Consider the following 26,480-nt stretch of genomic DNA (forward strand, 5'->3'; position numbering starts at 1 on the left):
ACACGATCGACACGCGACCGGGGCGGGAGCGGGGCGGGAGCGGGGAAGGGGCGTCGCGGCCCCGGGAACGCGACGAGGGCGGAACCAGGTTTTCCCGGTTCCGCCCTCGTCCTCCGTGTCCAGTGACGCTACGTCAAAAGCCGTAGCCCATCCGCCGCGAGAGCTCCAGGGCCGCTGCGACCGTGCGCTTGGCGAGCTCGGTGAGACGGTCCTCGGTCAGGCGGTACACGGGCCCCGACGCGCTGAGGGCCCCGATCACCTTGCCGTCGTGCGCGCGCACCGGCGCGGCGACCGCGGCCAGGCCCACCTCGAGTTCCTCCACGGCGATGGCGAAGCCCTGGTCGACGACGGCCTCCAACTCGCCGCGCAGCGCCACCGTCCCGGTCACCGTGTGCTCGGTCAGGCGCGGCAGCGTCCGCGCTATCAGACCCTCGCGCAGCGTGGTGGGCAGGTGGGCGAGGAGGATCTTGCCGCTGGAGGTGGCGTGCAGCGGGGTGCGCCTGCCCAGCCAGTTCTGCGCGGTCACGGAGGCGGGGCCGCGGGCCTGCATGATGTTGACCGCGGCGTCGTCGTCCAGGATGGCGATGTTGACCGTCTCGCCCAGCTCGTCGGCGAGGTCGCGGCAGACCGGGCCGCCCTCCTGGGAGATGTCGAGGCGCACTGCCGCCGCCCCCGCGAGGCGCAGTACGCCGGCGCCCAGGAAGTACTTCCCGCGGTCCTTGGCCTGGCCCACGAGGCCACGGTTCTCCAGGACGCCGAGCAGCCGGAAGGCCGTCGACTTGTGCACCCCCAACTCGTCGGCGATCTCGGTGACTCCGGCCTCGCCGAGCCGGGCGAGTATCTCCAGGACGCTGACCGCGCGGTCCACGGACTGGACGGAAGCCGGGGCCCCTTTCGGCTGCTTCTCGCGGGGTTCACCGGCCTGGTCCCCGGCCTGGTTCCCGTGCGGCTCCTCGTTCTGATCAGGCTGTTTCCGCGTGCCGGTCATATCTCAACTCTCACCACCTCGCGGCCCGTTGAAGCCGCATCTGCGGGAAGCCCTTGACGCGGTGGGCATCCCGACCGGATTCTGTTGCGCATAGCGCTCCCTCGTGCGCCATGCGAAACATCATGTTACCGATAGGTCCTGGGCCGAGAAGGTGTCAGGACCGGGCCGAGAGAGATCAAGAGGGGGGCCCAATGATTCCCGTCTGCCGCCTTGAAGACCTCCCCGCGGGCGAATCCGTCCGTGTCGAAACCACACCGCCCGTCGCGGTGTTCAACGCCGACGGCGAGATCTACGCCATCGATGACACCTGCAGTCACCAGGACGCCTCCCTCTCCGAGGGCTGGCTCGAAGGCTGCCTGGTCGAATGCCCGCTCCATGCCGCCTCCTTCGATCTCCGTACCGGGCGGCCGACCTGTCTGCCCGCCCGCCGCGCCGTGCGCACCCACCGGGTGAGCGTCGACGACGGCACGATCCACGTCCACCTCGTGGCCGAGGAGGGTTCCGCCGCATGAGAACCATCACCGTGGTGGGCGCCTCGCTCGCCGGGCTCTACGCGGCGCGCGAACTGCGCGCCCGGGGGTACGACGGACGGCTCGTGATCATCGGCGACGAACCGCACCCACCGTACGACAGGCCGCCGTTGTCCAAGGACTTCCTCTCCGGCAGGGCCGACGAGGACCAACTCGCCCTGTCCGATACCGAGGAGACCGGCGAACTCGCCGCCGAGTGGCTGCTCGGGGTGCGCGCCCGCGGCCTGGACCCGCGTGGCCGCACCGTACTCCTGGAGGACGGCAGGACCGTCGCGAGCGACGGGGTGGTCATCGCCACGGGGGCATCCGCGCGCCGGCTGCCCGGGCCCTCCCTTGCGGGGGTGCACACCCTGCGCACCCTGGACGACGCCCGCGCCCTGCGCACCGAGCTGACCGCGGGGCCGCGCCGGGTCGTGGTGATCGGCGGCGGATTCATCGGCGCCGAGACCGCCTCCTCGTGCGTGGCCCTCGGGCACGACGTGACGGTCGTCGAGGCCGCCCCGCTGCCGCTTGTCCCGCAACTGGGCGCGGAGATGGCGGCCGTGTGCGCCGGGCTGCACGCACGCGGGGGAGCGGAGCTCGTGACGGGCACCGGCGTCGCCGCACTGCACGGCGAGACGACCGTACGCGGGGTGGAGCTGGCCGACGGTCGGCTGCTCCCCGCCGATGTGGTCGTCGTCGGCATCGGGGCCATCCCCAACACCGGCTGGCTCGCGGGCTCGACCCTTGCCCTTGACGACGGAGTGCTCTGCGACGACGGCTGCGTCACCGCGCTGCCCCACGTGGTCGCCGTGGGCGACGTGGCCCGGGTGGGCGCCGCCCGCGCCGAGCACTGGACGAGCGCCACGGAGCAACCCCGCGTCGCCGTGAGCAACTTGCTGGCGGGCCGCACCGCCGAGACCGTACGCCCGCTGCCGTACTTCTGGTCCGACCAGTACGGCTCCCGCATCCAGTTCGCGGGGCGGCGACGGGCCGGGGACGCCGTGCGCATCGTCGAAGGCTCGACGGAGGAAGGCAGTTTCCTCGCCGCCTACGAGCGCGACGGCCACACCACGGCGGTCCTCGCGGTGAACCGTCCGCGCCCGTTCATGCGGATGCGACGCGGCCTGCCGACGCCGGAGCCCGTCGCGGCCTGACTCTCGCGGGGGCGCGTGGGAGTGCTCCCGGAGGACGCGCGCCCGGAGGACGTGCACCCGGAGGCTGCGCACACGAAGGACGTGCGCCCAGAGGCCGTGCACCCAGCGGGCCGCGCCTAGGGGTGCGACAACTGTCCCGTCCGCCCACGCCGCCGTATGCGGTCCTCGCCGCGCCCCGCCGCCCGGGCCTGTCGGCGGGCCCGGCGCCGCTCGCGCCGCAGCTGACGTGCCGTGCTGCTCGGCACCGACACCACTCCGTGCCGCTGGTTCCACACCTGACGGGTCACCCATACGTCCAGGACGCCCCACGTGGCGGCAACGGTGCTGGCCACGCTGCTGAGCACCATCGGGAAGGACAACCAGGATCCGGCCAACGCGCACAGGAACGCCGTCATCGCCTGTATCAAGGTCAGCGCCACGATGATCACGGCTCGCACCGCGGCCGTACGCACCGGATCGGGCAGGCGCCGCTTGCGGGCCGGCTCCTCGACCCACAACTCCCTGCGTTCCTCGCCGGACTGGCGCGCGGATGTCCCGAGCTCATCCGTGCCCGTCTCCGCGCTCGCCTCCGTGCCCGTCTCCGTGTCTGCCCTCTGACGCTCTGCCGTGCCCATCAACTCGTCACTCCCCCGATGCCCTCGGGCCGTTCCATGAGACGTCGGCGGTTCCGACTCCCCAGTGGGTGCCCGGTATACGCAGCTTTACGCCACCTGGTGACGGCATGCGGACCTCTCGTGCCCGCAGTCCCCAACTCCCGTACCGAATGACGAACGAGAGGCCCGGAAGATTCCCGCCCGGTTCGGAAAAGCGAAGAGTTCAGGCCAACTGGATCGATCGGCGAGAAGGAATGTGCCGAGTGGCATGTGCCACACGCGGGATGCAATCTCCCGAATTGAAGGGACAACTGGGGACGTCTGTTTCACGTCACGGCTGAAATCGGTCCGGACACGCCTTCGAGTTGCTCGTGGGTCAGTAGTAGGCTCACGCCGTTTGTTGACGCACATGTGTGCCCCCGGCCCTAGCGCGGCCGCAGGGGGTCGATCTGGGGGAGGCCATGCGCTTTCGCGGGAAGTCCATCCGCCGGAAGATCGTGGCATTGCTGCTGGTGCCGCTCATTTCCCTGACCGCGATGTGGGGTTTCGCCACTTACCTCACCGGTCAGGCGGCCAAGGAACTCATCGACGTCTCCAACGTCGTCGACAGGATCGGCTACCCGATCGAGGACACAGCCAGGGTCGTCCAGCAGGAACGCCGCCAGACCCTCGTCTATCTCGCCGACCCGCGCGCCTCCGACGCGCTCGCGGCGCTGCGCCGCAGCCGCACGGCCACCGACGACATGGTCGCCAAGGTCGAGGAGAGCGCGGCGCACCCGGACGTGCGGGACGAGGTCACCGGTCAGTCCGCCGACCGGCTCGCGTCGCTCCTCGACTCCTTCAAGGGTCTTGAGTCGCTGCGCCGCACGGTCGAGGAAGGCACGATCACCCGCGCAAGCGCGCTGAAGATGTACACGAAGCTGATCGACCCCTGCTACGGCTTCCTGACCACCCTGCACGCCCTCGACGACGTGAAGATGGACCAGCAGGGCCGGGCGCTCGTCGGCGTGACCCGCGCACGCGAACTTCTCTCCCGCGAGGACGCGCTCCTTGGCTCCGCACTCGTCGCGCGCCGCCTCACCAAGGCCGAGATCAGGGAGATATCCGATCTCAGGGCCCAGCGCACGCTGCTCTACGAGGACAGCCTCGCGCTGCTGCCCGAGGACGAGCGCGCCAGCTACGAGCGCTACTGGAACGGCGCCCAGACGACGGAGCTGAGGTCCGCCGAGAAGGCCGTCGTCGAATCCGCGCCCGGCACCCCGCGCGCCGTCACGTCGGCGCGCTGGGACGCCGCGTCGGGCAAGGCGCTCAAGGAACTCGCCGAGCGCGACAAGGCGGCGGGCGACCGCTACCAGGACCGCGTCGAGCCGGTGGCCGTCGGCGTCATCGTGCGCGTCGTCGTGGCCGGCGTGTTCGGTCTGCTCGCCCTGCTGTTCTCGGTCTTCATGTCCGTACGCATCGGCAGCAGCCTCATCCGTGACCTGCGCCGCATGCGCCTGGAGGCCCATGAGGCGTCCGGCGTCCGGCTGCCCGGCGTGCTGCGCCGCCTGGCGGCGGGCGAGCAGGTCGACGTGGAGACCGAGGCCCCGCGTCTGACGTACGAGAAGGACGAGATAGGCCAGGTCGGCCAGGCGCTCAACACCCTGCAGCGCGCCGCCGTCGAGGCCGCCGTCAAACAGGCCGACCTGCGCCGCGGCGTCTCCGAGGTGTTCGTCAACCTCGCCCGCCGCAGCCAGGTGCTCCTGCACAAGCAGCTCACCCTGCTCGACACCATGGAGCGCAGGACCGAGGACACCGACGAACTCGCCGACCTCTTCCGCCTCGACCACCTCACCACCCGCATGCGGCGGCACGCCGAGGGCCTCGTGATCCTCTCCGGCGCCGCCCCCTCCCGGCAGTGGCGCAAGCCCGTCCAGCTCATGGACGTCGTCCGCGCGGCCGTCGCCGAGGTCGAGGACTACGAACGCATCGAGGTGCGCCGCCTGCCGCGCATCGCCGTCACCGGGCCCGCGGTCGCCGACCTCACCCACCTGATGGCCGAACTCCTGGAGAACGCCACGGTGTTCTCGCCCCCGCACACGGCCGTGCAGGTTCTCGGGGAGCACGTCGCCAACGGCTTCACCCTGGAGATCCACGACCGGGGCCTGGGCATGGCACCCGACGCGCTCCTGGACGCCAACCTCCGCCTCGCGGAGACCCCGGAGTTCGAACTCTCCGACACCGACCGCCTCGGCCTCTTCGTGGTGAGCCGCCTCGCCCAGCGACAGCGCGTGCGTGTCTCCCTGCAGCCCTCTCCGTACGGCGGCACCACGGCCGTCGTGTTCATCCCGGAGACGCTGCTCACGGACGACGTACCGGACACGAACGGCGTCGGGTTCCGGCTCGACAGGCCGCAGCCCAAGGAAGCCCTGGGCCGCGACGCCGCGGGCGACAAGCAGGCCGCGCTCGGCCAGGTGCCCGTGCAGCTGCCGGGGCTGCCCGCGTCCGTCCTGGACGGTCCCGTCGAGCTGGAAGCGCCGGTGGGCATGGCGGGTCTCGACCCCTTCCCCGGCGACTTGGGCGACCTCGGTGACGAGGACAGCGAGCGCGGCGGGCTCTTCCGCCCGCGCCGCCGCATGACGGGGGTGCCGGGCGACGAACAGCACCAGCAGGCCCGCGACGAGCGGGAGACGGGCGAGCGCGAGCCCACCCACCCCGAGGACCTGCCCTCACGGGCCGGCGGCAGCGGCAGCGGAAGGAGCTTCGGCAACGGGAACGGCAGTGGCTTCGGCGACCCCGGCGACCAGTCGTCCCCCGAAGACCCCATACAGCTGCCCCGCCGCAGGACCCCGAAGCTGGTCTCCTCGCACGGCCGCCCCGTGACGCACAGCAGGCAGCGGGGCGCGGCGGAGGACGACGACTCGGCACCGGAGCGCCCCGAGCGCCCCGAGCGCTCTCAGGCCCCCGCGGGGCGCCCCCAGGGCGGCGCCGTGGACCGGGACCGCGGCGCGACCGAGCCCATCGACCTGCCGCGCCGCCCCGAGCCGCAGTCGGCCTGGCCCGACCTCTCCCCGCCGCACCGCGACGTCACCGCGTCCGACACACCGCCGGACCTCCCGCGCCGCAGCAGGCGTACGGAATCCGCGCGTTCGGAATCCGCGCGTACGGAGACTCCGCGCACAGAGGTACCGCGAACGGAAGTCCCGCGCCCGGAGGCCCCGAGCGCGGAGAGCGACGCCAGCGCAGGCCGGGCACCCGCGCCTGCCGCCGCCCCCGGCGGACTGCCCCGGCGTGTACGCCAGGCCAATCTCGCCCCACAGTTGAAGGACGGGCCGGACCACCGCACGGAGCGCGCCTCGGCACCTGCCTCGACCAGGCCGGAAGAGCGCGACGCCGACGAGGTCCGCAGCCGGATGGCTTCGCTCCAGCGCGGCTGGCAGCGTGGCCGTGAAGAAAACGCCGCGGGCGAAGACACTCCCGACGGCACAGCACCAGGAACGACATCTGAGGGGGACGGTCGATGACCGCACCGAAGGCCGACGCACGTACCGCGGGACCGGGGGGATCGGGAGAGCTGAACTGGCTCCTCGACGAACTGGTGACGCGGGTCGCCAGCATCCGCAAGGCGCTCGTGCTCTCCGGCGACGGCTTGCCCACCGGCCTGTCGAAGGATCTGACCAGGGAGGACAGCGAGCACCTCGCGGCTGTCGCCTCCGGCTTCCACAGCCTCGCCAAGGGCGTCGGACGCCACTTCGAGGCGGGCAGGGTCCGCCAGACCGTGGTCGAGCTCGACGATGCCTTCCTGTTCGTCACGGCCGCGGGGGACGGCAGCTGTCTCGCCGTCCTCTCGGACGCTGACTCCGACGTAGGTCTGGTCGCGTACGAAATGACGCTGCTGGTCAAGAGGGTGGGTGTGCATCTGGGTACCGCGCCGCGCACCGACCTGCCCACGGGAGGGTAGCGGGAGGGTATGAGCGAAGACGGTCAGGGGATACAGGGGACGCATCGCTGGTTCGACGACGACGCCGGACCGGTGGTGCGCCCGTACGCGATGACGCGCGGCCGGACCACGAGTCCGGCCCAGCACCGCCTCGATCTGATCGCGGTCGTCATCGCGGAAGCCCGTGCCGGCGACCCGGAGGCGGACAGGACGCTGTCTCCGGAGCACGTGGACATCGTCGGGCTCTGCCGTGACAGCCCCCAGTCGGTCGCCGAACTGGCGGCCGAACTGGACCTCCCCATCGGCGTGATCCGTGTTCTCATCGGCGATCTCGTCGACGACGAACTGGTGCACGTGACACGTCCCGTACCCCCCGCGGAATTGCCGGACGAGAGTATTCTGCGCGACGTGATCAACGGCCTCCGGGCGCTCTGAGCAGCGCGGAAGCGGGGAATGAGACGTGGCTGGCTGGCAGTTCTGGGTCGACAGGGGCGGCACCTTCACGGACATCGTCGCGCGGCGTCCCGACGGGCGGCTGCTCACGCACAAGCTCCTGTCGGACAACCCGTCCCGCTACGCGGATGCGGCCGTCGCGGGCATCCGTGAACTCCTGGGCGAGGCCCCCGGCACTCCCGTCGACACCGTCCGCATGGGCACCACCGTCGCCACGAACGCCCTCCTGGAGCGCAAGGGCGAGCCCACCGCCCTGGTGATCACCCGCGGCTTCGGCGACGCCCTGCGCATCGCCTACCAGAACCGCCCCCGCATCTTCGCCCGCGAGATCGTCCTCCCGGAGCTCCTCTACGACCGGGTCATCGAGGCCGACGAGCGGGTCACCGCCGACGGCGAGGTCCTGCGGGCACCCGACCTGGAGCAGCTCGCAGGGCCGCTGCGCGAGGCCTACGAAGACGGCATCCGGGCCGTCGCGGTGGTCTGCATGCACAGCCATCTGCACCCCGCCCACGAACGGGCGATCGCCGAACTCGCCGTCCGCACCGGCTTCCCGCAGGTCTCACTCTCCAGTGAGGTCAGCCCGCTCATGAAGCTGGTCCCGCGCGGTGACACGGCGGTGGTCGACGCGTATCTCTCGCCCGTCCTGCAGCGCTACGTCCAGCACGTCGCCGCCGAACTGCGCGGGGTGCGGCTGATGTTCATGCAGTCGAACGGCGGCCTCACCGAAGCAGGCCGGTTCCGCGGCAAGGACGCGATCCTGTCCGGGCCCGCGGGCGGCATCGTCGGCATGGCCCGTATGTCGCAGCGCGCGGGCTTCGACCGTGTCATCGGCTTCGACATGGGCGGTACGTCCACGGACGTGTCGCACTACGCGGGCGAGTACGAGCGGGTCTTCACCACGCAGATCGCGGGCGTCCGGCTGCGCGCGCCGATGCTGGACATCCACACCGTCGCGGCGGGCGGCGGCTCCGTGCTGCACTTCGACGGCAGCCGCTACCGCGTGGGCCCCGACTCCGCGGGCGCCGCTCCTGGCCCGGCGAGTTACCGGGGCGGCGGCCCGCTCACGGTCACCGACGCCAACGTCGCCCTCGGACGCATCCAGCCCGCCCATTTCCCGCCGGTGTTCGGGCCGGACGGCGACCAGCCGCTCGACGGGGCCCTCGTACGCGACCGCTTCGCCGACCTGGCCCGCGACATCAGGGAACGCACCGGCGACGACCGCACCGCCGAGCAGGTCGCCGAGGGCTATCTGCGGATCGCGGTCGCCAACATCGCGGCCGCCGTCAAACGCATCTCGGTCCAGAAGGGCCACGACGTCACCCGCTATGCCCTCACGACGTTCGGCGGCGCGGGCGGCCAGCACGCCTGCATGGTCGCCGACTCGCTGGGCATCCGCACCGTCCTCGTACCGCCGATGGCGGGTGTGCTCTCCGCGCTCGGCATCGGCCTCGCCGACACCACCGCGATGCGCGAGCAGTCCGTGGAGGCGCGTCTCGAACCGTCCGCGATGCCGCGCGTCCTGAAGACCGCCGCCAACCTGGAGGAAGCGGCGCGCGCCGAACTCCTCGCCGAGGACGTGCCCGAGGACCGCATCCGCGTGACCCGTCGGGCCCAGCTGCGCTACGACGGCACCGACACCACGCTCACCGTGGAGCTCACCGAGCCGGACCGCATGATCCGCGTCTTCGAAGAGCGCCATCGCACCACCTACTCCTTCACCCTGGACCGCCCGGTCGTCGTCGAGGCGCTCTCCGTGGAGGCCACCGGCCTGACCGAGCAGCCCGACCTCTCCGTGCTCGCCCGGGACGGCGACGCGGGCGCCGCGCAGACCGTGAGCCTGCACACGGGCGGCGCCTGGCGCGACGTGCTCCTGCACCGCCGCGATGAGCTGCCGCCCGGCGAGAGCGTCGACGGTCCCGCGATCATCACCGAGGCCGGCGCCACGACGGTCGTGGACGACGGCTGGCGGGCGGCGACGACACGCGAGGGGCACCTGGTCATGGAACGCGTGGCGGTGCCCCGGGGTTCCGACGCGAGCGCCGCGGCCGACCCCGTACTCCTGGAAGTCTTCAACAACCTCTTCATGTCGATCGCCGAGCAGATGGGCGCCCGCCTGGAGTCCACGTCCCAGTCGGTGAACATCAAGGAGCGGCTCGACTTCTCCTGCGCGCTCTTCGACCCCGACGGCAACCTGGTCGCCAACGCCCCGCACATCCCCGTGCACCTGGGCTCGATGGGCACCAGCGTGAAGGAGGTGATCCGGCGCCGCGGCAGCAGCATGCGCTCCGGTGACACCTATGCCGTCAACGACCCGTACCACGGCGGAACCCACCTCCCGGACGTCACGGTCATCACGCCGGTTTTCGACTCTCCCGGAGAACGGATCCTCTTCTACGTGGCGTCGCGCGGGCACCACGCGGAGATCGGCGGCATCGCCCCCGGCTCCATGCCGGCGAACAGCCGCACCATCGAAGAGGAGGGCATCCTCTTCGACAACTGGCTTCTTGTAGAAGGCGGCCGCTTCCGCGAGGCCGAGACCCAGAGCCTGCTCACCGAAGCGCCGTACCCCTCCCGGAACCCGGCCACCAACCTCGCCGACCTGCGTGCCCAGATCGCCGCCAACCAGAAGGGCGTCGACGAAGTCGCCCGCATGATCGAGAACTTCGGTCTCGACGTCGTCCAGGCATACATGAGGCACGTGCAGGACAACGCCGAAGAAGCGGTACGCCGGGTCATCGACGCCCTGGAGGAGGGCGAGTTCGCCTATCCGACCGACTCGGGAGCCGTCATCCGGGTCCGCGTCTCGGTGGACCGCGAAGCCCGCTCGGCGACCATCGACTTCACCGGTACGTCCCCCCAGTTGGCCACGAACTTCAACGCACCCTTCGCGGTGGTCAACGCCGCGGTCCTGTACGTCTTCCGCACCCTGGTGGTCGAGGACATCCCGCTCAACGACGGCTGTCTGCGCCCGTTGCACATCGTCGTGCCGCCGGGCTCCCTGCTCGCGCCCGAGCCGCCGGCGGCCGTCGTCGCCGGGAACGTGGAGACCTCGCAGGCGATCACCGGCGCGCTGTACGGCGCGCTCGGCGTCCAGGCCGAGGGCTCGGGGACGATGAACAACGTCACCTTCGGGAACGACCGCCACCAGTACTACGAGACGGTGGCGTCGGGTTCCGGCGCGGGTGACGGCTTCGACGGGGCGTCCGTCGTCCAGACCCACATGACCAACTCCCGGCTCACCGACCCCGAAGTGCTCGAGTGGCGCCTGCCCGTGCTCCTGGAGGAGTTCGCGGTACGCGGGGGCAGCGGGGGCGCCGGGCAGTGGCGCGGCGGAGACGGCGCCGTGCGCCGCATCCGCTTCCGTGAGCCGATGACGGTGTCCACGCTCTCGCAGCACCGCAGGGTGGCGCCGTACGGCATGGCGGGCGGCAGCCCCGGAGCACTCGGCGCGGGCCGCGTGGAGTGTGCCGACGGCCGGGTCCGGACGCTGGAGGGCAGCGACTTCGCGGACGCGGGCCCCGGCGACGTACTCGTGATCGAGACCCCGGGCGGCGGCGGATACGGACGCGCCCCGCACGACAGCAGTGAAACGCGCGGAACCCCTTCAGGTACAACCCGCGCAACAAACGCACCCCCCGAAGCAACTGATCCAGGAGAAGCGAGCGATGATCTTCAAGCGTTCTGAGCGCGGCAAGGCCCCCGTCGAGCCGGTCACGCTGAAGATCCTGGTGGCGGGCGGCTTCGGCGTGGGCAAGACGACGCTCGTCGGCGCCGTCAGCGAGATCAAACCGCTGCGCACGGAGGAGCTGCTCAGCGAGGCGGGCCGCCCGGTCGACGACACCAGCGGCGTCTCGGGCAAGCACACCACCACCGTCGCCATGGACTTCGGCCGCATCACGCTGCGCGAGGACCTGGTCCTGTACGTCTTCGGCACCCCCGGCCAGGACCGCTTCTGGTTCCTCTGGGACGAGCTGGCCACCGGTGCCCTTGGCGCCGTGGTCCTCGCCGACACCCGCCGCCTGGAGGACTGCTTCGCCGCCGTCGACTACTTCGAGCGCCGCTCCATACCCTTCGTCGTCGGCGTCAACTGCTTCGAAGGGGCCTCCCGTTACCCCGCCGACGCCGTACGGCAGGCGCTCGACCTCGACCCCGGCGTCCCCGTGGTGATGTGCGACGCCCGCGAGCGGCAGTCCGTCAAGGAAGTGCTCATCGGAGTGGTCCAGCACGCGATGGCTGCCGCCGCCGCGGCCAGGGAGCCCGCGACGACCTGAGCCCGCGACGACGCGAGCACGTCACCGGGTGCCCCGGCGAGCGAGTGAAGACATGAAGAGCCGCGGCCCGTACCCCCACCGACCGGGGTACGGGCCGCGGTCACCCCCGGCCGGGCTCGCGGCTCAGCTCGCGCCGTCCTCGTGCCAGCCGAAGCTCCGCTCCACGGCCTTGCGCCAGTTGTGGTACTCGCGCTCGCGTGCCTCCGTCTCCATCGACGGCGTCCATTCGGCGTCCTGCTGCCAGTGCGCCTTCAGCTCGTCGAGGTCGTTCCACACGCCGGTCGCGAGCCCGGCGGCGTACGCGGCACCAAGACACGTCGTCTCGGTGATCTTCGGGCGGATCACCGGCACCCCGAGAATGTCCGCCTGATGCTGCATCAGCAGATTGTTCTTGGTCATGCCGCCGTCCACCTTCAGGGTCCGCAGCTGCACCCCGGAGTCCTGGTACATGGCGTCGACGACTTCCCTGGTCTGCCAGCTGGTCGCCTCCAGGACGGCGCGCGCCAGATGCGCCTTGGTCACGTACCGGGTGAGTCCGGTGACGACACCGCGCGCGTCGGAGCGCCAGTAGGGCGCGAAGAGGCCGGAGAACGCGGGCACGATGTACGCACCGCCGTTGTCCTCCACACTCGCGGCCAGGGGCTCGATCTCGTCGGCGCTGCGGATGATGCCGAGCTGGTCGCGGAACCACTGCACCAGGGCGCCGGTGATCGCGATCGCCCCTTCGAGGCAGTAGACGGGCGCCTCCGAGCCAATCTTGTAGCCCATCGTGGTGAGCAGCCCGTTCTTCGAGGGGACGGGCCGGTTACCGGTGTTGAGCAACAGGAAACTGCCGGTTCCGTACGTGTTCTTGGCCGTCCCCGTGTCGTAACAGGCCTGCCCGAAGATGGCCGCCTGCTGGTCGCCGAGAGCGGAGGCGACCGGCACGCCGGCAAGTTGCCCGACCGCCGTGCCGTAGACCTCGGCCGATGACCTGATCTCCGGCAGGACCGCCTCGGGGACGTTCATGGCGGACAGGATCGACTGGTCCCACTGGAGGGTGGCCAGGTTCATCAGCATGGTGCGCCCGGCATTGGTGACGTCCGTGACGTGCACGCCGCCGTCCGTGCCGCCCGTGAGGTTCCAGATCAGCCAGGAGTCGATGGTGCCGAAGGCGATCTCGCCCCGCTCGGCACGGGCCCTGAGGCCGGGCACGTTGTCGAGCAGCCAGGCCGCCTTGGGCCCGGAGAAGTAGCTCGCAAGGGGCAGTCCGGTCTGCTCGCGGAACCGGTCCTGGCCGTCCGCGCCGCCCAGTTCATTGCAGAGAGCCGACGTCCGGGTGTCCTGCCAGACGATCGCGTTGTGCACGGGCTTGCCCGTGGCGCGGTCCCACAGGACCGTCGTCTCGCGCTGGTTGGTGATGCCCAGCGCGCTGAGCTGGTCGGCACGGAGCCCGGCCTTGGCTATCGCCCCCGCGACCACGGCCTGCACCTTGGACCAGATCTCGGCGGCATCGTGCTCCACCCAGCCGGGCTTCGGAAAGATCTGGCGGTGCTCGCGCTGGTCGACGGCGACGATCTCGCCCGCGTGATTGAAGATGATGCAGCGGCTGGAGGTGGTGCCCTGGTCGATGGCGGCGACGAACTTCTCGGAGTTGTCCGGCATGGCTACCCCTTGAGGTCAGAAGGCTACGTTGTAGATGAGACCTGCGAGCGCTCCGCCGATCAGCGGCCCGGCCACCGGGATCCAGGAGTAACTCCAGTCGGACGTGCCCTTGTTCGGGATCGGCAGGAACGCGTGCACGATGCGCGGGCCCAGGTCGCGGGCCGGGTTGATGGCGTAGCCGGTGGGCCCGCCGAGCGAGAGGCCGATGCCGACGACCAGGAACGCCACGATCAGAGTCTGCGTACCGGACTCGCCGAGTCCCTTGGTGAGCCCGAAGGCGAGGATGGGCAGCACCAGGGCCACGGTCGCGATGATCTCCGTGACGAGGTTGGCGACCGGGTTACGGATCTCCGGGATGGTCGAGAAGATGCCCAGCGTCGGCGTCGGCTCGTGCGCGCTGGACAGCTTGTCCTTGGCGTTGCGGGTGACGTTGGCGCTGAACTGCGCGTAGTACACGAGGTACGCGAGGACGGCCCCGAGCATCGCACCGACCATCTGCCCGAGCAGATAGATCCAGACCTTGTCCCACTTGTCGGTGTCGATCGCGATGCCGAGCGTGACGGCGGGGTTGAGGTGACCGCCGGAGAGGGGGCCCGCGGTGTACGCGCCCGCGAGCACGCCGAAGCCCCAACCGAAGGCGATGACGACCCATCCGGAGGCTTTCGCCTTGGAATGGTTCAGGGTGACGGCGGCGCATACGCCGGCGCCGAAGAGAATCAGGATCGCGGTGCCGATGATCTCACCGACGAAGATGTCCCCATTCGAGTACATGGCGGCTCCTAGGGCCTCGCCCGGGGCGGTGGCCCCGGTACTCCGTGCTGGGTGCTTTCCCACGACTACTGCCTGGCCGTGCCCGGTGACGTCAGCCGAAGGCAGGCGTGTCCCGCGCCCCACCCGGCATCCATGGCGAGCGTGCCGTCGCAGTCGAATCGCCCAGAGGGGGATGACCCGCTGAACAGGCCCTTCGTGCGGGCCGTTTCGCGCGTACAGGGGCCCTGAATGGCGCGGAGCCGAAGTGCGGCGATGCCGACTGACACCGGAAGTGTTCACCGGCCGTGACGGAGCGTCAAGGTCGCGGACGGCAACGGTTAACCGGCGTGAGCGCTTCCTGTGCGGCGGGCCCGTGCTCTTCCCCCGTGACGATCACTGGCGGACCCGAGTCGACGCTCAGGGCGTGCCCGAGTCGACGCTCAGCGCACCGCGACGACCGAGGAACCGTGCCCGAAGAGACCTTGGTTCGCGGTGATCCCCGCACGCGCCCCCGCCACCTGCCGAGCCCCGGCCGTCCCTCTCAACTGCCACGTCAGCTCACACACTTGGGCAATGGCCTGCGCCGGAACGGCCTCTCCGAAGGAGGCGAGTCCGCCACTGGGGTTGACCGGTATGCGCCCGCCCGGAGAGGTCGCCCCCTCTCGCAGCAGCTTGGCCCCCTCTCCCTCACCGCAGAGCCCCAGATCCTCGTACCACTGCAGTTCGAGCGCGGTGGAGAGGTCATAGACCTCCGCGAAGGAGAGCTCGTCGGGCCCGATGCCCGCTTCTTCGTACGCCGCCCGCGCGATGGAGGCGCGGAACGTCCCGTCGGCCGGCGCCACGGCGGCAGCGGAGTCCGTCGCGATGTCCGGCAGGTCCAGGACGGTGGTCGGATACGTCGGCGTCACCGTCGACACCGCGCGGATGCGCACCGGGTCCGCCGCGCCGTGCCGCCGCGCGAAGTCCATGCTGGAGAGCACGAGCGCCGCCGCCCCGTCGGAGGTCGCGCAGATGTCGAGCAGCCGCAAGGGGTCGGCGACGACGGCCGACGCGGCCACTTCCTCGGCGGTGACGGTCTTGCGGTAGCGCGCGTTCGGATTGAGCACCCCCGCTGCCGCGTTCTTCACCTTGACCCGGGCGAAGTCCTCCAGCGTGTCGCCGTGCACCGCCATCCTGCGGCGCGCGTACAGGCCGAAGTACGTGGGGTTCGTGGCGCCTAGGACCCGGAACCGCAGCCAGTCCGGGTCGTCGTGCCGGTCGCCTCCCGCGGGCCGGAAGAACCCCTTGGGCGCCGCGTCGGCCCCGACCACCAGGACGACGTCGGCGAGGCCCGCGAGGATCTGCGTACGGGCCGTGTTGATCGCCTGCGCCCCGGAGGCGCACGCCGCGTACACGCTCGCGACCCGCGCGCCCTGCCAGCCGAGTGCCTTCGCGAACGTCGCCCCGGCCACGTAACCGGGATAGCCGCCGCGCACCGTGTCCGCGCCGACGATCGAACCCACGTCGCGCCAGTCCACTCCGGCGTCGGCGAGCGCCGCACGGGCCGCCGCCGTCCCGTACTCGATGAAGCTCCGGCCCCACTTGCCCCATGGGTGCATGCCCGCGCCGAGCACCGCCACCTCGCTGGTCATGCGCCCACCCCCACCGGCCGCCAGAACCACGTCGTCCAGGTCGTCCCGTCATCCTCGTCGAGGACGCCGGGGACGACCTCCACCTCCATGCCGACCTCCAGATCGGCGACGGTGACCCCCTCGACCGCCTGGCCGAGCACCACCATGCGCTCCGTCTCCAGCTCTACAGCGATCAACGCGTAGGGCTGCCACGGAAGTTCCGGGTCGGACACGTAGGGTGCCGGGGGCCGGTAGCGGCTGTCCGTGTACGACCAGACGCGGCCGCGCGGGGAGAGCGGCACCTCGTCGAGGTCGCCGCCCTGGCAGCCGGGGTTGCGGCAGAAGCCGTCCTCGCGGGGGAAGAAGACACTGGCGCAGGCCGAGCAGCGCGTGCCCAGAAGGCGGAAGTTGTCTCCCTCCCCGGCGAACCAGCCGGTCACCACGGGAGTACGCGTACGCGACAAGGCTCCTCCACGACACTGGATCTGACGGAACGTCAGAAGTGTTGCACGGGCAACCGGATCGCGTCAGTAGCGCGGTACCCGCTACTTCCCGTTCAGCGAGCGGCGCGTCACGGGGAAGTCGAAGTAGGTGTCCGGAAAGAGCTCGGGCTTGTAGGTGAAGTGCCACCACTCCTCGGGGAGGTTCACGAAGCCGACCTTGGCCAGCGCGCTCCGCAGCAGATCGCGGTTGGCGCGCTGCTTGCCGGTGATCCGGGGATCGTCGGTGTGGGAGAGGGTGTCGAAACAGTCGAAGCCCGTGCCCATGTCCACGGAGTTGTCGGGGAACCGCTCGGCCTTGGGCCCGTAGCAGGGCGTGAGCTTCTCGCCGGGGATGTAGGGGCGGGTGGGCAGGGCGGGCAGCTTCACGACCGTCAGGTCGAGCGTCGAGCCCCGGCTGTGACCGGACTTCGCCGCGATGTAACCGTCCTCGAACAACCGCGACTTGTCGACATGGGGATAGAACTCCGCCTTCATGCGCTCGTCGCCGAGGTCCTCGGCCCAGCGCACGAACTGGTCGACCGCCCGCTGCGGCCGGTAGCAGTCGTACACCTTCAGGGAGTAGCCCTTGAGCAGCAGCGTGCGCTGGGCCTTGTGCAGCGCCTTCGCCGCGGGCTCCGTGAGGATGCACATCGGCTTCTTGTAGCCGTCGATCGGCACACCCACGAAGTTGTGCGGGGTGAAGTAGCGCATCTCCTGGATGATCGTCGGGTCGACGTCACGCAACGCCACGAACTCATCAGGGGCCTTGGGTTCGGGCTTGGCGTGGGCGGGTGCCGGGGCGGCGGCCACGGCGACCAGAGCGGTGGCGGTGACGGCGAGATTCCGCAGGGCGGGGGCAAGTCCTGTCATGAACCCTGCATTTATCAGGATCCGGTACCGGAGGGAAAGACCGGCACCGGAGAGAAGGACCGGCACCGGAGAGAAGGACCGGCACCGGAGTGATCGGATACAGTCCGCGGCGTGTCCGTACCCCCATCACCCCAGCAGCCCCCGCAGCCCCCTCCGTCCCAGCACCGCGCCGACCCCGCACCCGGCTCCCACTGCTCGAACTGCGGGGCGCCGCACGGGGAACACCTCTCCGACTGGCCCCGCACCTGCACCGCCTGCGGCACGGTCGCCTACCGCAACCCGCTGCCCGTGGCGGTGGCACTGCAGCCCGTCTACGACGACAAAGGCACTGCCCTCGTCGTCGTGACCCGGACCATCGCACCCGCGCGCGGGGGAGTGGCCTTGCCCGGAGGGTTCATCGACGACCGGGAGGACTGGCGGGACGCCGTCGTGCGCGAGCTCAGGGAGGAGACCGGCATCAGCGCGGAGAGCCGCGACGTCCGCCTCGCCGAAGCGCTCAGCGCACCCGACGGATACCTGCTGCTCTTCGGCGCCCTGCCCGAGCGCCCCGCGGCCCAACTGCCCGACCCCGCACCGACGGACGAGACGGAAGGCTGGCACCTGCTGCGCCGCCCGACCGAACTGGCCTTCCCGCTGCACACCTTGGCGGTGCGCTCCTGGTTCGAGGGGCGCTTCATCTGACGCCGGAAACGTGGAATCTGGCGCGGCGGGACGCTACGTGTGACGCCGGGAACGCGGAGTCTGGCGCGGCGGGACGCTACGTGTGACGCCGGGAACGCGGAGTCTGGTGCCGCGGGACGCTACACCTGACACCGGGAACACGGAGTCTGACGCGGCGGGACGCTACACCTGACGCTCGGGGATCCCCCGCACCGTCACCCGCAGCCCGACCTCGCTTGCCACCTCGTCGGCGTCCTCGGCGGTTCTGCCGTCCCGCTCGACCACCACGCACCCGTCGGCCCACCGCGTGGTGAACCGCTCGATCTCCGGCTGCTCCCAACCGTCACCCGCGTCCCTGACCACCAGACCGCCTCCCGTACGCCCCGGAGCAGGCGCCCACGCCTCCAGTTCGAGCCCGCCGTCCGCGCCCCGCACCGGCAGCACCGCCCCGGCCCGCGCGAACACCGGGACACGCGACAGCGGGGCCTCGACGAGCACCCGGGCAGGCCCTTCGTACGCCTCGCCGGTCGCCGTGTCGTACCAACGGCCCGCAGGCAGTCGCACCGTACGGCGGACGGCCCCCGGCTCGAAAACGGGCGCCACAAGCAGACAGTCGCCGAGCAGAAACGCGTCCTCGCAGTCACGCAGCGCCCGGTCCTCCGGACTGCCCCACCACAAGGGCCGCACGTACGGCGTCCCCGTACGCCGCGCCAGATGCGCGAGCGTCACGAAGTACGGCAACAGCCGCCGGCGTTCGACGAGCGCCACGCGCGCGTGCTCGAGGACCTCGGGACCGAACTCCCAGGGCTCCCTGCGCCCGGCCCGCAGAGCGGCATGCGTACGGAACAGCGGCAGATACGACCCGAGCTGGAACCACCGCAGATACATCTCGGGCGACGGGCTGCCGTCGAACCCGCCCACATCAGGGCCCGAATACGGCACACCGCACAGCCCCAGGCCGAGCACCAGCGACAGGGACGCCCGCAGACCCGGCCACCCCGTGGCCACATCCCCGGACCACGTCCCTCCGTAGCGCTGCATTCCCGCCCACCCGGAGCGCGAGAACAAGAACGGCCGCTCCTTGGGATGCAGTTCACACAGCCCCTCGTATCCGGCACGGGCCATCGCCAGGCCGTACACGTTGTGCGCCTCGCGGTGGTCGCCGCCGCGCCCCTCCAGGGAGTGCCGGGCCGAGCGGGGCAGCGTCGGCTCCCCGAAGGCGGCGAAGGACACCGGCTCGTTCATGTCGTGCCAGAAGCCGGCGAACCCCTGGGCGAGCCGCTCCTTGTAGAGGCGGCCCCACCACGCCCGCACCCGCGCGTCCGTGAAGTCCGGATACACCGATACCCCCGGCCAGACGACCCCGTGCACCGGCCGCCCGGCGGCATCCCGCACGAAGACGTCCGCCGCCCTGCCGCTGTCGTAGACCTCATTGCCAGCCTCCGCCTTCACCGCGGGGTCGACGATCGACACGAGCCGCACGCCGTCCCTGAGCAGGTCGTCGGCCAGCTGCGGCAAGCGGGGATAAGTCTCCTTGTCGACGGTGAACACTTGATGCGCTTCGTAGTGATCGATGTCCAGATGCACGGCGTCCAGCGGCAGCCCCCGCTCCCGGTAGCCCGCGACGATCCGCCGCACCTCCTGCTCACCGCCGAAGCCCCACCGCGCGTGATGGTGCCCGAGCGCCCACGCGGGAGGCAGCGCGGGTGCCCCGGTGAGCGAGGCCCAGGTGTGCAGCACGCGCGCGGGGGTGCCCACCATCACCCAGCACCGTAGCGGCCCGCCGTCCATGCGCACCTCGCACGAACCCGCCCTGTCGTGTCCCGACCCCGCACCCTCCTCACCCTCGCGCAGCGCCACGGTGCCGTCCCACGTGTTGTCGTGGAACACCAGATGACAGCCCACGTCGGCCACCACGAACTGCACGGGCATGGTGATCGACAAGGGACCGTCACCGGGCCCGAAAGAACCCCCCGGATCGGTGTTCCACAGGCGATACGTCCCGTTCGGCAGCCGGGGCCCCTGCGCACGTCCCCCAAGGCCGAAGAACCGTGCGTCCGCCGCCACCTGCGAACGCTGCAGCCAGTGCGCCGCACCCCCGTCGACCGGCTCCCACCAGCGCGGCGGCAGATCCCGGCGCAGCATCAGACCGCCGGGCGTCCGCAGCTCCACGGCGCCGTGCCGCGAGACGACCACCGTCGCCCGCTCCGACACCACCCGCCAGCCGCCCTCCTTGTCCGGCTCCAGGACGGCCCGCGGGTCCGCCTCGGGACTCCCGCTGACGAGCGCGTACGAGGGATCGGGCTCCGCGCCGTCCCAGCCCCAGAAGATCGCCCCGCCCGTCGTCACCCGCACCCGCAGCTCGGAGCGGGCGAACCGGACCACCCCGCCCCCCGGCCCCGGCTCCACACCCGTCACCGGCCCCGGCACCCGCGCGCGCTCGGCACCCCGGGGGGCGAGCCCGGCAGCGTCCACCCGCCGCCTGCGCCAAGAGGACCGCACCGCACGCAACCCCTGCGCCGTACCGACCAAGCTGACCGCCTTCATCGAACGCACCAGGTCACGACCGTTCATGCTGCTCACCCTGCCACCGAAAATGCCGCCCGTATGCATCGTTCAACTGCCGTTCACCTGGGGAGACAGCACATAGTCGCCGCGCCGACTGTGTGAGGCACACCCTGGTGCCGAAATCGATCACGTGGCATCGTCCCTGTCAGCCGTGTCGCGCGCACGAACCAGCACGCGCGCACCGCACACGCATACGACGCGCAAAGTCCGGGAGCCGACCCATGTCCTCAGCGAACCCCTCACCGCTCTGGCAGCCCGACCAGGAACGGATCGCCGCCGCGCAGGTCACCCGCTTCCAGGCGTGGGCCGCCGAACGCCACGGAGCCCCCGCCGACGGCGGCTACGCGGCACTGCACCGCTGGTCCGTGGACGAACTGGAAACGTTCTGGAAGGCGGTGACCGACTGGTTCGACGTGCGCTTCTCCACGCCTTACGCGCGCGTACTCGGCGACCGCTCGATGCCGGGCGCCCAATGGTTCCCCGGAGCTACGCTCAACTACGCCGAACACGCACTGCGCGCGGCGGAAGACCCCGCGCGCGCGGGTGACCCCGCGCTTCTCCATGTGGACGAGACCCACGAGCCGGCCACCGTCACCTGGGGCGAGCTGCGCCGCCAAGTCGGCTCCCTGGCGGCAGAACTGCGCACCCTCGGCGTGCGCCCGGGAGACCGCGTCAGCGGCTACGTCCCGAACATCCCGCAGGCCGTCGTCGCCCTCCTGGCCACCGCGGCCGTCGGCGGCGTCTGGACCTCCTGCGCCCCCGACTTCGGCGCCCGCAGCGTCCTGGACCGCTTCCAGCAGGTCGAACCGGTCGTCCTGTTCACCGTCGACGGCTACCGCTACGGCGGCAAGGAGCACGACCGCCGTGACGCCGTCGCGGAACTCCGCAGCGAACTGCCCACCCTGCGCGCCGTCGTCCACATCCCGCTGCTCGGCACCGAGGCCCCCGAAGGCGCCCTGGAATGGGACGCCCTCACCGCGTCGGACACGGCCCCCGTCTTCGAGCCGGTCCCCTTCGACCACCCCCTGTGGGTGCTCTACTCATCCGGCACGACCGGCCTGCCCAAGGCCATCGTCCAGTCCCAGGGCGGCATCCTGGCCGAGCACCTCAAGCAGCTGGGCCTGCACTGCGACCTGGGACCCGAGGACCGCTTCTTCTGGTACACGTCCACCGGCTGGATGATGTGGAACTTCCTCGTCTCCGGCCTCCTCACCGGCACCACGATCGTCCTGTACGACGGCAGCCCCGGCTATCCCGACACCGGCGCACAGTGGCGCATCGCCGAACGCACGAAGTCCACCCTCTTCGGCACATCGGCGGCGTACGTCATGGCCTGCCGCAAGGCGGACGTGCACCCGGCCCGCGACTTCGACCTCTCGACCGTGAAGTGCGTCGCCACCACGGGATCCCCGCTCCCGCCCGACGGATTCCGCTGGCTGCACGACGAGTTCGAGGACACCCCCGGCGGCCTGTGGATGGCCTCGGTCAGCGGCGGCACGGACGTCTGCTCCTGCTTCGCCGGGGCCGTCCCCACCCTGCCCGTCCACATCGGCGAGCTGCAGGCCCCCGGCCTGGGCACGGACCTGCAGGCCTGGGACCCCCAGGGCAAGCCCCTCATCGACGAGGTCGGCGAACTCGTGGTCACCAACCCGATGCCGTCCATGCCCATCCGCTTCTGGAACGACCCGGACGGCACCCGCTACCACGACAGCTACTTCGACACCTATCCCGGCGTCTGGCGCCACGGCGACTGGATCACCGTGACCGCGCACGGCTCGGTCGTCATCCACGGCCGCTCCGACTCCACGCTCAACCGCCAGGGCGTACGCATGGGCTCGGCCGACATCTACGAGGCCGTCGAACGGCTCCCGGAGATCCGCGAATCCCTCGTCATCGGCGTCGAACAGCCCGACGGCGGCTACTGGATGCCCCTCTTCATCCACCTCGCCCCCGGCGCCACCCTCGACGACGGACTTCGCGACCGCATCAAGCAGACCATCCGCGCACAGCTGTCCCCGCGCCATGTCCCCGACGAGGTCATCGAGGTCCCCGCCATCCCGCACACCCTCACCGGAAAGCGCATCGAGGTCCCGGTCAAGCGGCTGCTCCAAGGCACCGCCCTGGACAAGGCCGTGAACCCCGGCTCCGTGGACAACCTCGACCTGCTCCGCTTCTACGAGGACCTGGCCCGCGCCCGCGCCCGCTCCTGATCTTCCGCCCGCCGCCGTTGTCAGTGCTCGCCCTTACTGTGAGTGAGCACTGATCAACGGATCGCAGGGGGAATCATGGCCAGCGCACACCACACCACCATGCGACGGGCACTACGCCGCGAAGTCGCCGGAACCATCGGCCTGTTGGCCGACGAGGACGACTTCGCGGCGATGCGCCGCTACCGCACCTTCACCTTCGACGACCACGAGACCTACCTCCGGCAGGCCGAAGGCCTCCTCAGAACCCTCGCGTCCGACGGCGGCCACACCGCCGTCGCACTCTTCGACCCCGAGGAGTACGAGGAATACTGCGCCGACACCGGCCTGAACCCAGACGCCCCGGCCAGCCGCACCCGCTTCACCGCGGAACTGGCCGCCACCGGGCCCACCCTCCCGTACGACGGCCGACCCCTCTCCGATCTGCTCCCCGACCTCGTCGACGAAGCGGTCCGCCAGGTCACCTGGGAGTACGCGACGATGCTCCTGGCCCGCCTCGGCACCTGCGCGGTCTGCGGCGAGGACATCGGCCGGGACGCCTTCAGCCGGGCCTCGGACCTGCTGGTCCAGTTGCTCGACATCTCCGGCCCCGGCACCCGGCACCTCGTCTGCAGCGTGCCCACCACCCCGGAGACACTTCTCGCCGCACTGCACGCCGCACAGGACACCGAGGGCAACGCAGCCCTCGACGAGACCGAAGCCCTCGAATTCACCACGGTCCTCGCGGTCGGCATCGCCACCCACAGCGCCGCCGGCCTGGTCATGCGCACCATCGCGGACGGCAGGCCCGACCGCGTCCAGGGCTGGCGCCTGCACGGCGAGCGACTGCTGCCCCTCACGGCGGCCGAAGTCTTCGACGCCTACTGCACCGACGCGGTGTCAGGCGACCTAGTGGCCCCGGAATCCGGCGTCGACTACTGCGCCGCACCGCCCGTCGGCGAGGACGAGCCCGAAGGGGGACACCGGCACTGAACGCCGAAGGGGCGCCCCACCCGTGTCGGATGGAGCGCCCCTCACAGACCTGGCTTCCGGCTACTCGCCGGACAGAACCGCCTGCGCGGCCTTCCGGGCCTCCTCGGCGCTGTCCGCGGCACGCGCGGCGGACGCCGCACGCTCGCACTGGGCCAGCGTGTACTTGCCCAGCGTCGCCCGCACGTAGGGAATGGACGCCGCACCCATCGAAAGGGAGGTGACACCGAGACCGGTCAGCACACAAGCGAGCAGCGGGTCGGACGCCGCCTCACCGCATACGCCACAGCTCTTGCCCTCGGCCGCTGCCGCCTCGGCGGACAGCGCGACCAGGTCGAGCAGCGCGGGCTGCCACGGGTCCTGGAGCCGGGACACGGCGCCCACCTGACGGTCGGCCGCGAAGGCGTACTGCGCAAGGTCGTTGGTGCCGAGCGAGAGGAACTCGACCTCCTGGAGAATCGAGCGCGCCCGCAGCGCGGCAGACGGAATCTCCACCATGGCACCGAACTTGGCCTGCAGCCCCGCCTCACGGCACGCGTCGGCGAACGCCTTGGCGTCGATACGGTCGGCGACCATCGGCGCCATGACCTCGAGGTAGACCGGCAGCCCTTCCACGGCCTTGGCCAGCGCCGTCAGCTGCGTACGCAGGACATCGGGGTGATCGAGCAGCGAACGGAGACCGCGCACGCCGAGCGCCGGGTTCGGCTCATCGGCGGGCGTCAGGAAGTCGAGCGGCTTGTCGGCACCCGCGTCGAGCACACGCACGACGACGCGGCCCTCGGGGAAGGCCTCGAGCACCGCGCGGTACGCCTCGACCTGCTTCTCCTCCGACGGCGCCTTGGTGCTGTCGTCGAGGAAGAGGAACTCGGTCCGGAACAGACCGACACCCTCGGCCCCGGCCTCCACGGCCGCCGGCACGTCCGCGGGACCGCCGACGTTGGCGAGCAGCGGCACCTTGTGCCCGTCGGACGTCGCACCCGGACCGGTCGACGCGGCGAGCGCGGCCTTGCGCTCGGCGGCCGACGCCTCGAGCTGAGCGCGCTTCTCGGCACTCGGCTCGACGAAGATCTCACCGGTGCTGCCGTCCACGGCGACAACCGTGCCCTCGGCCAGCTCGCCCGCGCCCGGCAGGGCGACGATGGCGGGCACACCGAGCGCCCGCGCGAGAATCGCGCTGTGACTGGTCGGCCCGCCCTCCTCGGTGACGAAGCCGAGTACCAGCGCGGGGTCGAGCAGCGCCGTGTCCGCCGGCGCGAGGTCACGCGCGATCAGGACGTAGGGCTCGTCGCTGTCCGGAACACCGGGCATCGGAACGCCGAGAAGCCGGGCGACTATACGGTTGCGCACGTCGTCGAGGTCGGCGACGCGACCGGCCATGTACTCACCGGCGCCCGCGAGCAGCTCGCGGTAGTGCGAGAACGCGTCGTAGATGGCGCGCTCCGCAGAGCTTCCGACGGTGACGCGGCGGTCGACGTCCGCCATGAGCTCGGGGTCCTGGGCGATCATGGCCTGTGCCTCGAGCACCGCCTGCGCCTCACCGCCGGCCAGGTTTCCGCGCGCATTCAGGTCGGCCGCCACAGCTTCCACGGCCTGGCGAGCGCGCCCCTGTTCGCGCTCTGCTTCCTCCGCGGGAATCTGCTTGGCGGGCGGTTCGAGCACCGCCGTCCCCATGTGCCGAACCTCGCCGATCGCCACACCGTGGCTCACGCCGACGCCTCGCAGCGTTGTCTCCATTGCACCCGTCTCCGATAGAGCGACGGGCCCAGCCGCCGCGGTGGATGTCCTACCTGCCGTCAGGGACGGCGATGACGTCACTTCCAGCTGAAGAGCGCGTCCCCAGCCTTTACGTCGCCATCCTCCACGAGACCGGAGAGGGACTCGGCAGTGGCCTCGAGCGCCACGATCGGGCAGATCGGAGACTTGCCGGCCGCCTCGACGCTCGCGGGGTCCCAGCGCACGATGGACTGACCGCGCTGCACGGTGTCACCCTTGTTCACGAGAAGCTCGAAGCCCGCACCATTGAGCTGGACGGTGTCGATGCCCAGGTGCGTCAGCACGCCGTGCCCCTGGTCGTCGACGACGACGAAGGCGTGGGGGTGGAGCGAGACGACGATGCCGTCGACGGGGGCGACAGCCTCAGAGGGCTCGCGCGCGGGGTCGATGGCCGTGCCGGGCCCGACCATCGCGCCGGAGAAGACGGGGTCCGGTACAGCGGAGAGCCCGATGGCGCGTCCGACAAGCGGGGACGTCACGGTGGTCATGGCAAGCCTCCCAGGGGGTGGAGAGTCGTAGCCGCCGTCACTACCTGTCCGGGACGACGCACTGTGCAGAAGAGTAAGTCATAAAAAGTCCCGGTTCCGCGTGAGAGGTCCCGGTTGACTGACTAGGGGCACTGCACAAACGATTTGCGCCCGCCCAACGCCCCATGTACAGTCGGACTCCTGCCTGAGGCAAGCGACGCGGTCAAGCGTCCGGACTCGGCGGCATCTATCAAGTCAGATCCTAATCCCTGGGTCAGCTTCTGCGTGCTCGCAGATGAGTGGTCAGGGAGTCGAAAAAGACCTGATAGAGTTTGGAACACAACGAAGGAAGCGCCCGGAGGAAAGCCCGAGAGGGTGAGTACAAAGGAAGCGTCCGTTCCTTGAGAACTCAACAGCGTGCCAAAAGTCAACGCCAGATATGTTGATACCCCGTCTGTCGGAACATTGTTCTGACGGCGAGGTTCCTTTGAAGAAAACATCAGCGAGGACGCTGTGAACCGGAAGATTATTCCTCTTCCTGGTTCCGCTCAACGCGGATGCGCACCCGATTACGGGTAAACATTCACGGA

Annotated in this window: 20 protein-coding genes; 10 read left to right on the forward strand and 10 right to left on the reverse strand. The window is 70.8% G+C overall.

All coding sequences use genetic code 11. From position 1 onward, the window contains the following. Positions 1 to 133: 133 nt before the first annotated feature. Positions 134 to 988: an IclR family transcriptional regulator gene (locus ACWFR3_RS36315; protein WP_453738960.1), complete on the reverse strand. Its 855-nt coding sequence runs from the start codon at positions 986 to 988 to the stop codon at positions 134 to 136. Between the two features lie 191 nt (positions 989 to 1,179). On the opposite strand from ACWFR3_RS36315, the gene ACWFR3_RS36320 reads away from it, so the two are divergent. Both ACWFR3_RS36320 and ACWFR3_RS36325 read left to right on the forward strand, forming a co-directional pair. Further along, positions 1,180 to 1,500: a bifunctional 3-phenylpropionate/cinnamic acid dioxygenase ferredoxin subunit gene (locus ACWFR3_RS36320; protein ID WP_453738961.1), complete on the forward strand. Its 321-nt coding sequence runs from the start codon at positions 1,180 to 1,182 to the stop codon at positions 1,498 to 1,500. After that, entirely contained in the window at positions 1,497 to 2,654 is a 1,158-nt protein-coding gene (locus ACWFR3_RS36325; protein WP_453738962.1) for an NAD(P)/FAD-dependent oxidoreductase, read from the forward strand. Before ACWFR3_RS36320 ends, ACWFR3_RS36325 begins: the two co-directional genes overlap by 4 nt. Before the next feature lie 116 nt (positions 2,655 to 2,770). On the opposite strand, the gene ACWFR3_RS36330 is transcribed toward ACWFR3_RS36325, so the two are convergent. Continuing rightward, positions 2,771 to 3,268 carry a hypothetical protein gene (locus ACWFR3_RS36330; RefSeq protein ID WP_453738963.1) on the reverse strand — a complete coding sequence of 166 codons (498 nt, stop codon included), beginning with the start codon at positions 3,266 to 3,268 and terminating at the stop codon, positions 2,771 to 2,773. 440 nt (positions 3,269 to 3,708) lie between these two features. Between ACWFR3_RS36330 and ACWFR3_RS36335 the strand changes: the two genes are divergently transcribed. From ACWFR3_RS36335 to ACWFR3_RS36355, 5 genes are read left to right on the forward strand one after another with little or no spacing between them, the layout of a single operon-like run. Further along, entirely contained in the window at positions 3,709 to 6,750 is a 3,042-nt protein-coding gene (locus tag ACWFR3_RS36335; RefSeq protein WP_453738964.1) for a nitrate- and nitrite sensing domain-containing protein, read from the forward strand. Beyond that, positions 6,747 to 7,187: a roadblock/LC7 domain-containing protein gene (locus tag ACWFR3_RS36340; RefSeq protein ID WP_453738965.1), complete on the forward strand. Its 441-nt coding sequence runs from the start codon at positions 6,747 to 6,749 to the stop codon at positions 7,185 to 7,187. Before ACWFR3_RS36335 ends, ACWFR3_RS36340 begins: the two co-directional genes overlap by 4 nt. Before the next feature lie 9 nt (positions 7,188 to 7,196). Continuing rightward, positions 7,197 to 7,601 (forward strand): DUF742 domain-containing protein, encoded by a 405-nt coding sequence (locus ACWFR3_RS36345; RefSeq protein ID WP_453738966.1) that lies wholly within the window; start codon positions 7,197 to 7,199, stop codon positions 7,599 to 7,601. 25 nt (positions 7,602 to 7,626) lie between these two features. After that, complete coding sequence (locus ACWFR3_RS36350) at positions 7,627 to 11,304, forward strand: hydantoinase B/oxoprolinase family protein (protein WP_453738967.1); 3,678 nt, start codon at positions 7,627 to 7,629, stop codon at positions 11,302 to 11,304. Next, positions 11,285 to 11,890 (forward strand): GTP-binding protein, encoded by a 606-nt coding sequence (locus tag ACWFR3_RS36355; RefSeq protein WP_365864099.1) that lies wholly within the window; start codon positions 11,285 to 11,287, stop codon positions 11,888 to 11,890. The genes ACWFR3_RS36350 and ACWFR3_RS36355 overlap by 20 nt, the downstream gene beginning before the upstream one ends. Before the next feature lie 123 nt (positions 11,891 to 12,013). Here ACWFR3_RS36355 and glpK read toward each other — a convergent pair whose 3' ends face one another. The 5 genes from glpK to ACWFR3_RS36380 form a co-directional block, all read right to left on the reverse strand. Beyond that, positions 12,014 to 13,534: a glycerol kinase GlpK gene (gene glpK, locus ACWFR3_RS36360; RefSeq protein WP_453738968.1), complete on the reverse strand. Its 1,521-nt coding sequence runs from the start codon at positions 13,532 to 13,534 to the stop codon at positions 12,014 to 12,016. A gap of 15 nt (positions 13,535 to 13,549) precedes the next feature. Next, positions 13,550 to 14,305 carry an MIP/aquaporin family protein gene (locus ACWFR3_RS36365; RefSeq protein ID WP_453738969.1) on the reverse strand — a complete coding sequence of 252 codons (756 nt, stop codon included), beginning with the start codon at positions 14,303 to 14,305 and terminating at the stop codon, positions 13,550 to 13,552. A 419-nt stretch (positions 14,306 to 14,724) separates the two neighbouring features. Continuing rightward, complete coding sequence (locus ACWFR3_RS36370; RefSeq protein ID WP_453738970.1) at positions 14,725 to 15,915, reverse strand: lipid-transfer protein; 1,191 nt, start codon at positions 15,913 to 15,915, stop codon at positions 14,725 to 14,727. Further along, a complete protein-coding gene (locus ACWFR3_RS36375) occupies positions 15,912 to 16,337 on the reverse strand; it encodes a Zn-ribbon domain-containing OB-fold protein (protein WP_453738981.1) in 426 nt (141 codons plus the stop codon). Before ACWFR3_RS36375 ends, ACWFR3_RS36370 begins: the two co-directional genes overlap by 4 nt. 102 nt (positions 16,338 to 16,439) lie before the next feature. After that, positions 16,440 to 17,246: a M15 family metallopeptidase gene (locus tag ACWFR3_RS36380; RefSeq protein WP_453738971.1), complete on the reverse strand. Its 807-nt coding sequence runs from the start codon at positions 17,244 to 17,246 to the stop codon at positions 16,440 to 16,442. Between the two features lie 111 nt (positions 17,247 to 17,357). Between ACWFR3_RS36380 and ACWFR3_RS36385 the strand changes: the two genes are divergently transcribed. Continuing rightward, complete coding sequence (locus ACWFR3_RS36385; RefSeq protein ID WP_453738972.1) at positions 17,358 to 17,927, forward strand: NUDIX domain-containing protein; 570 nt, start codon at positions 17,358 to 17,360, stop codon at positions 17,925 to 17,927. A 162-nt stretch (positions 17,928 to 18,089) separates the two neighbouring features. Here ACWFR3_RS36385 and ACWFR3_RS36390 read toward each other — a convergent pair whose 3' ends face one another. Continuing rightward, positions 18,090 to 20,480: a glycoside hydrolase family 31 protein gene (locus ACWFR3_RS36390; protein ID WP_453738973.1), complete on the reverse strand. Its 2,391-nt coding sequence runs from the start codon at positions 20,478 to 20,480 to the stop codon at positions 18,090 to 18,092. Positions 20,481 to 20,695: 215 nt separating this feature from the next. Between ACWFR3_RS36390 and ACWFR3_RS36395 the strand changes: the two genes are divergently transcribed. After that, positions 20,696 to 22,684: an acetoacetate--CoA ligase gene (locus ACWFR3_RS36395; RefSeq protein WP_453738974.1), complete on the forward strand. Its 1,989-nt coding sequence runs from the start codon at positions 20,696 to 20,698 to the stop codon at positions 22,682 to 22,684. 75 nt (positions 22,685 to 22,759) lie between these two features. Beyond that, positions 22,760 to 23,653 carry a hypothetical protein gene (locus ACWFR3_RS36400; RefSeq protein WP_453738975.1) on the forward strand — a complete coding sequence of 298 codons (894 nt, stop codon included), beginning with the start codon at positions 22,760 to 22,762 and terminating at the stop codon, positions 23,651 to 23,653. 60 nt (positions 23,654 to 23,713) lie between these two features. Here the strand turns inward: ACWFR3_RS36400 and ptsP are convergent, their stop codons facing one another. Together ptsP and ACWFR3_RS36410 are read right to left on the reverse strand one after the other, a co-directional pair. Beyond that, positions 23,714 to 25,384 (reverse strand): phosphoenolpyruvate--protein phosphotransferase, encoded by a 1,671-nt coding sequence (ptsP, locus tag ACWFR3_RS36405; RefSeq protein WP_453738976.1) that lies wholly within the window; start codon positions 25,382 to 25,384, stop codon positions 23,714 to 23,716. A gap of 77 nt (positions 25,385 to 25,461) precedes the next feature. After that, positions 25,462 to 25,911, reverse strand: coding sequence for a PTS sugar transporter subunit IIA (locus ACWFR3_RS36410; RefSeq protein WP_453738977.1), 450 nt, complete (start codon positions 25,909 to 25,911; stop codon positions 25,462 to 25,464). Positions 25,912 to 26,480: the final 569 nt, after the last annotated feature.

Source organism: Streptomyces sp. NPDC055189 (assembly GCF_053606765.1).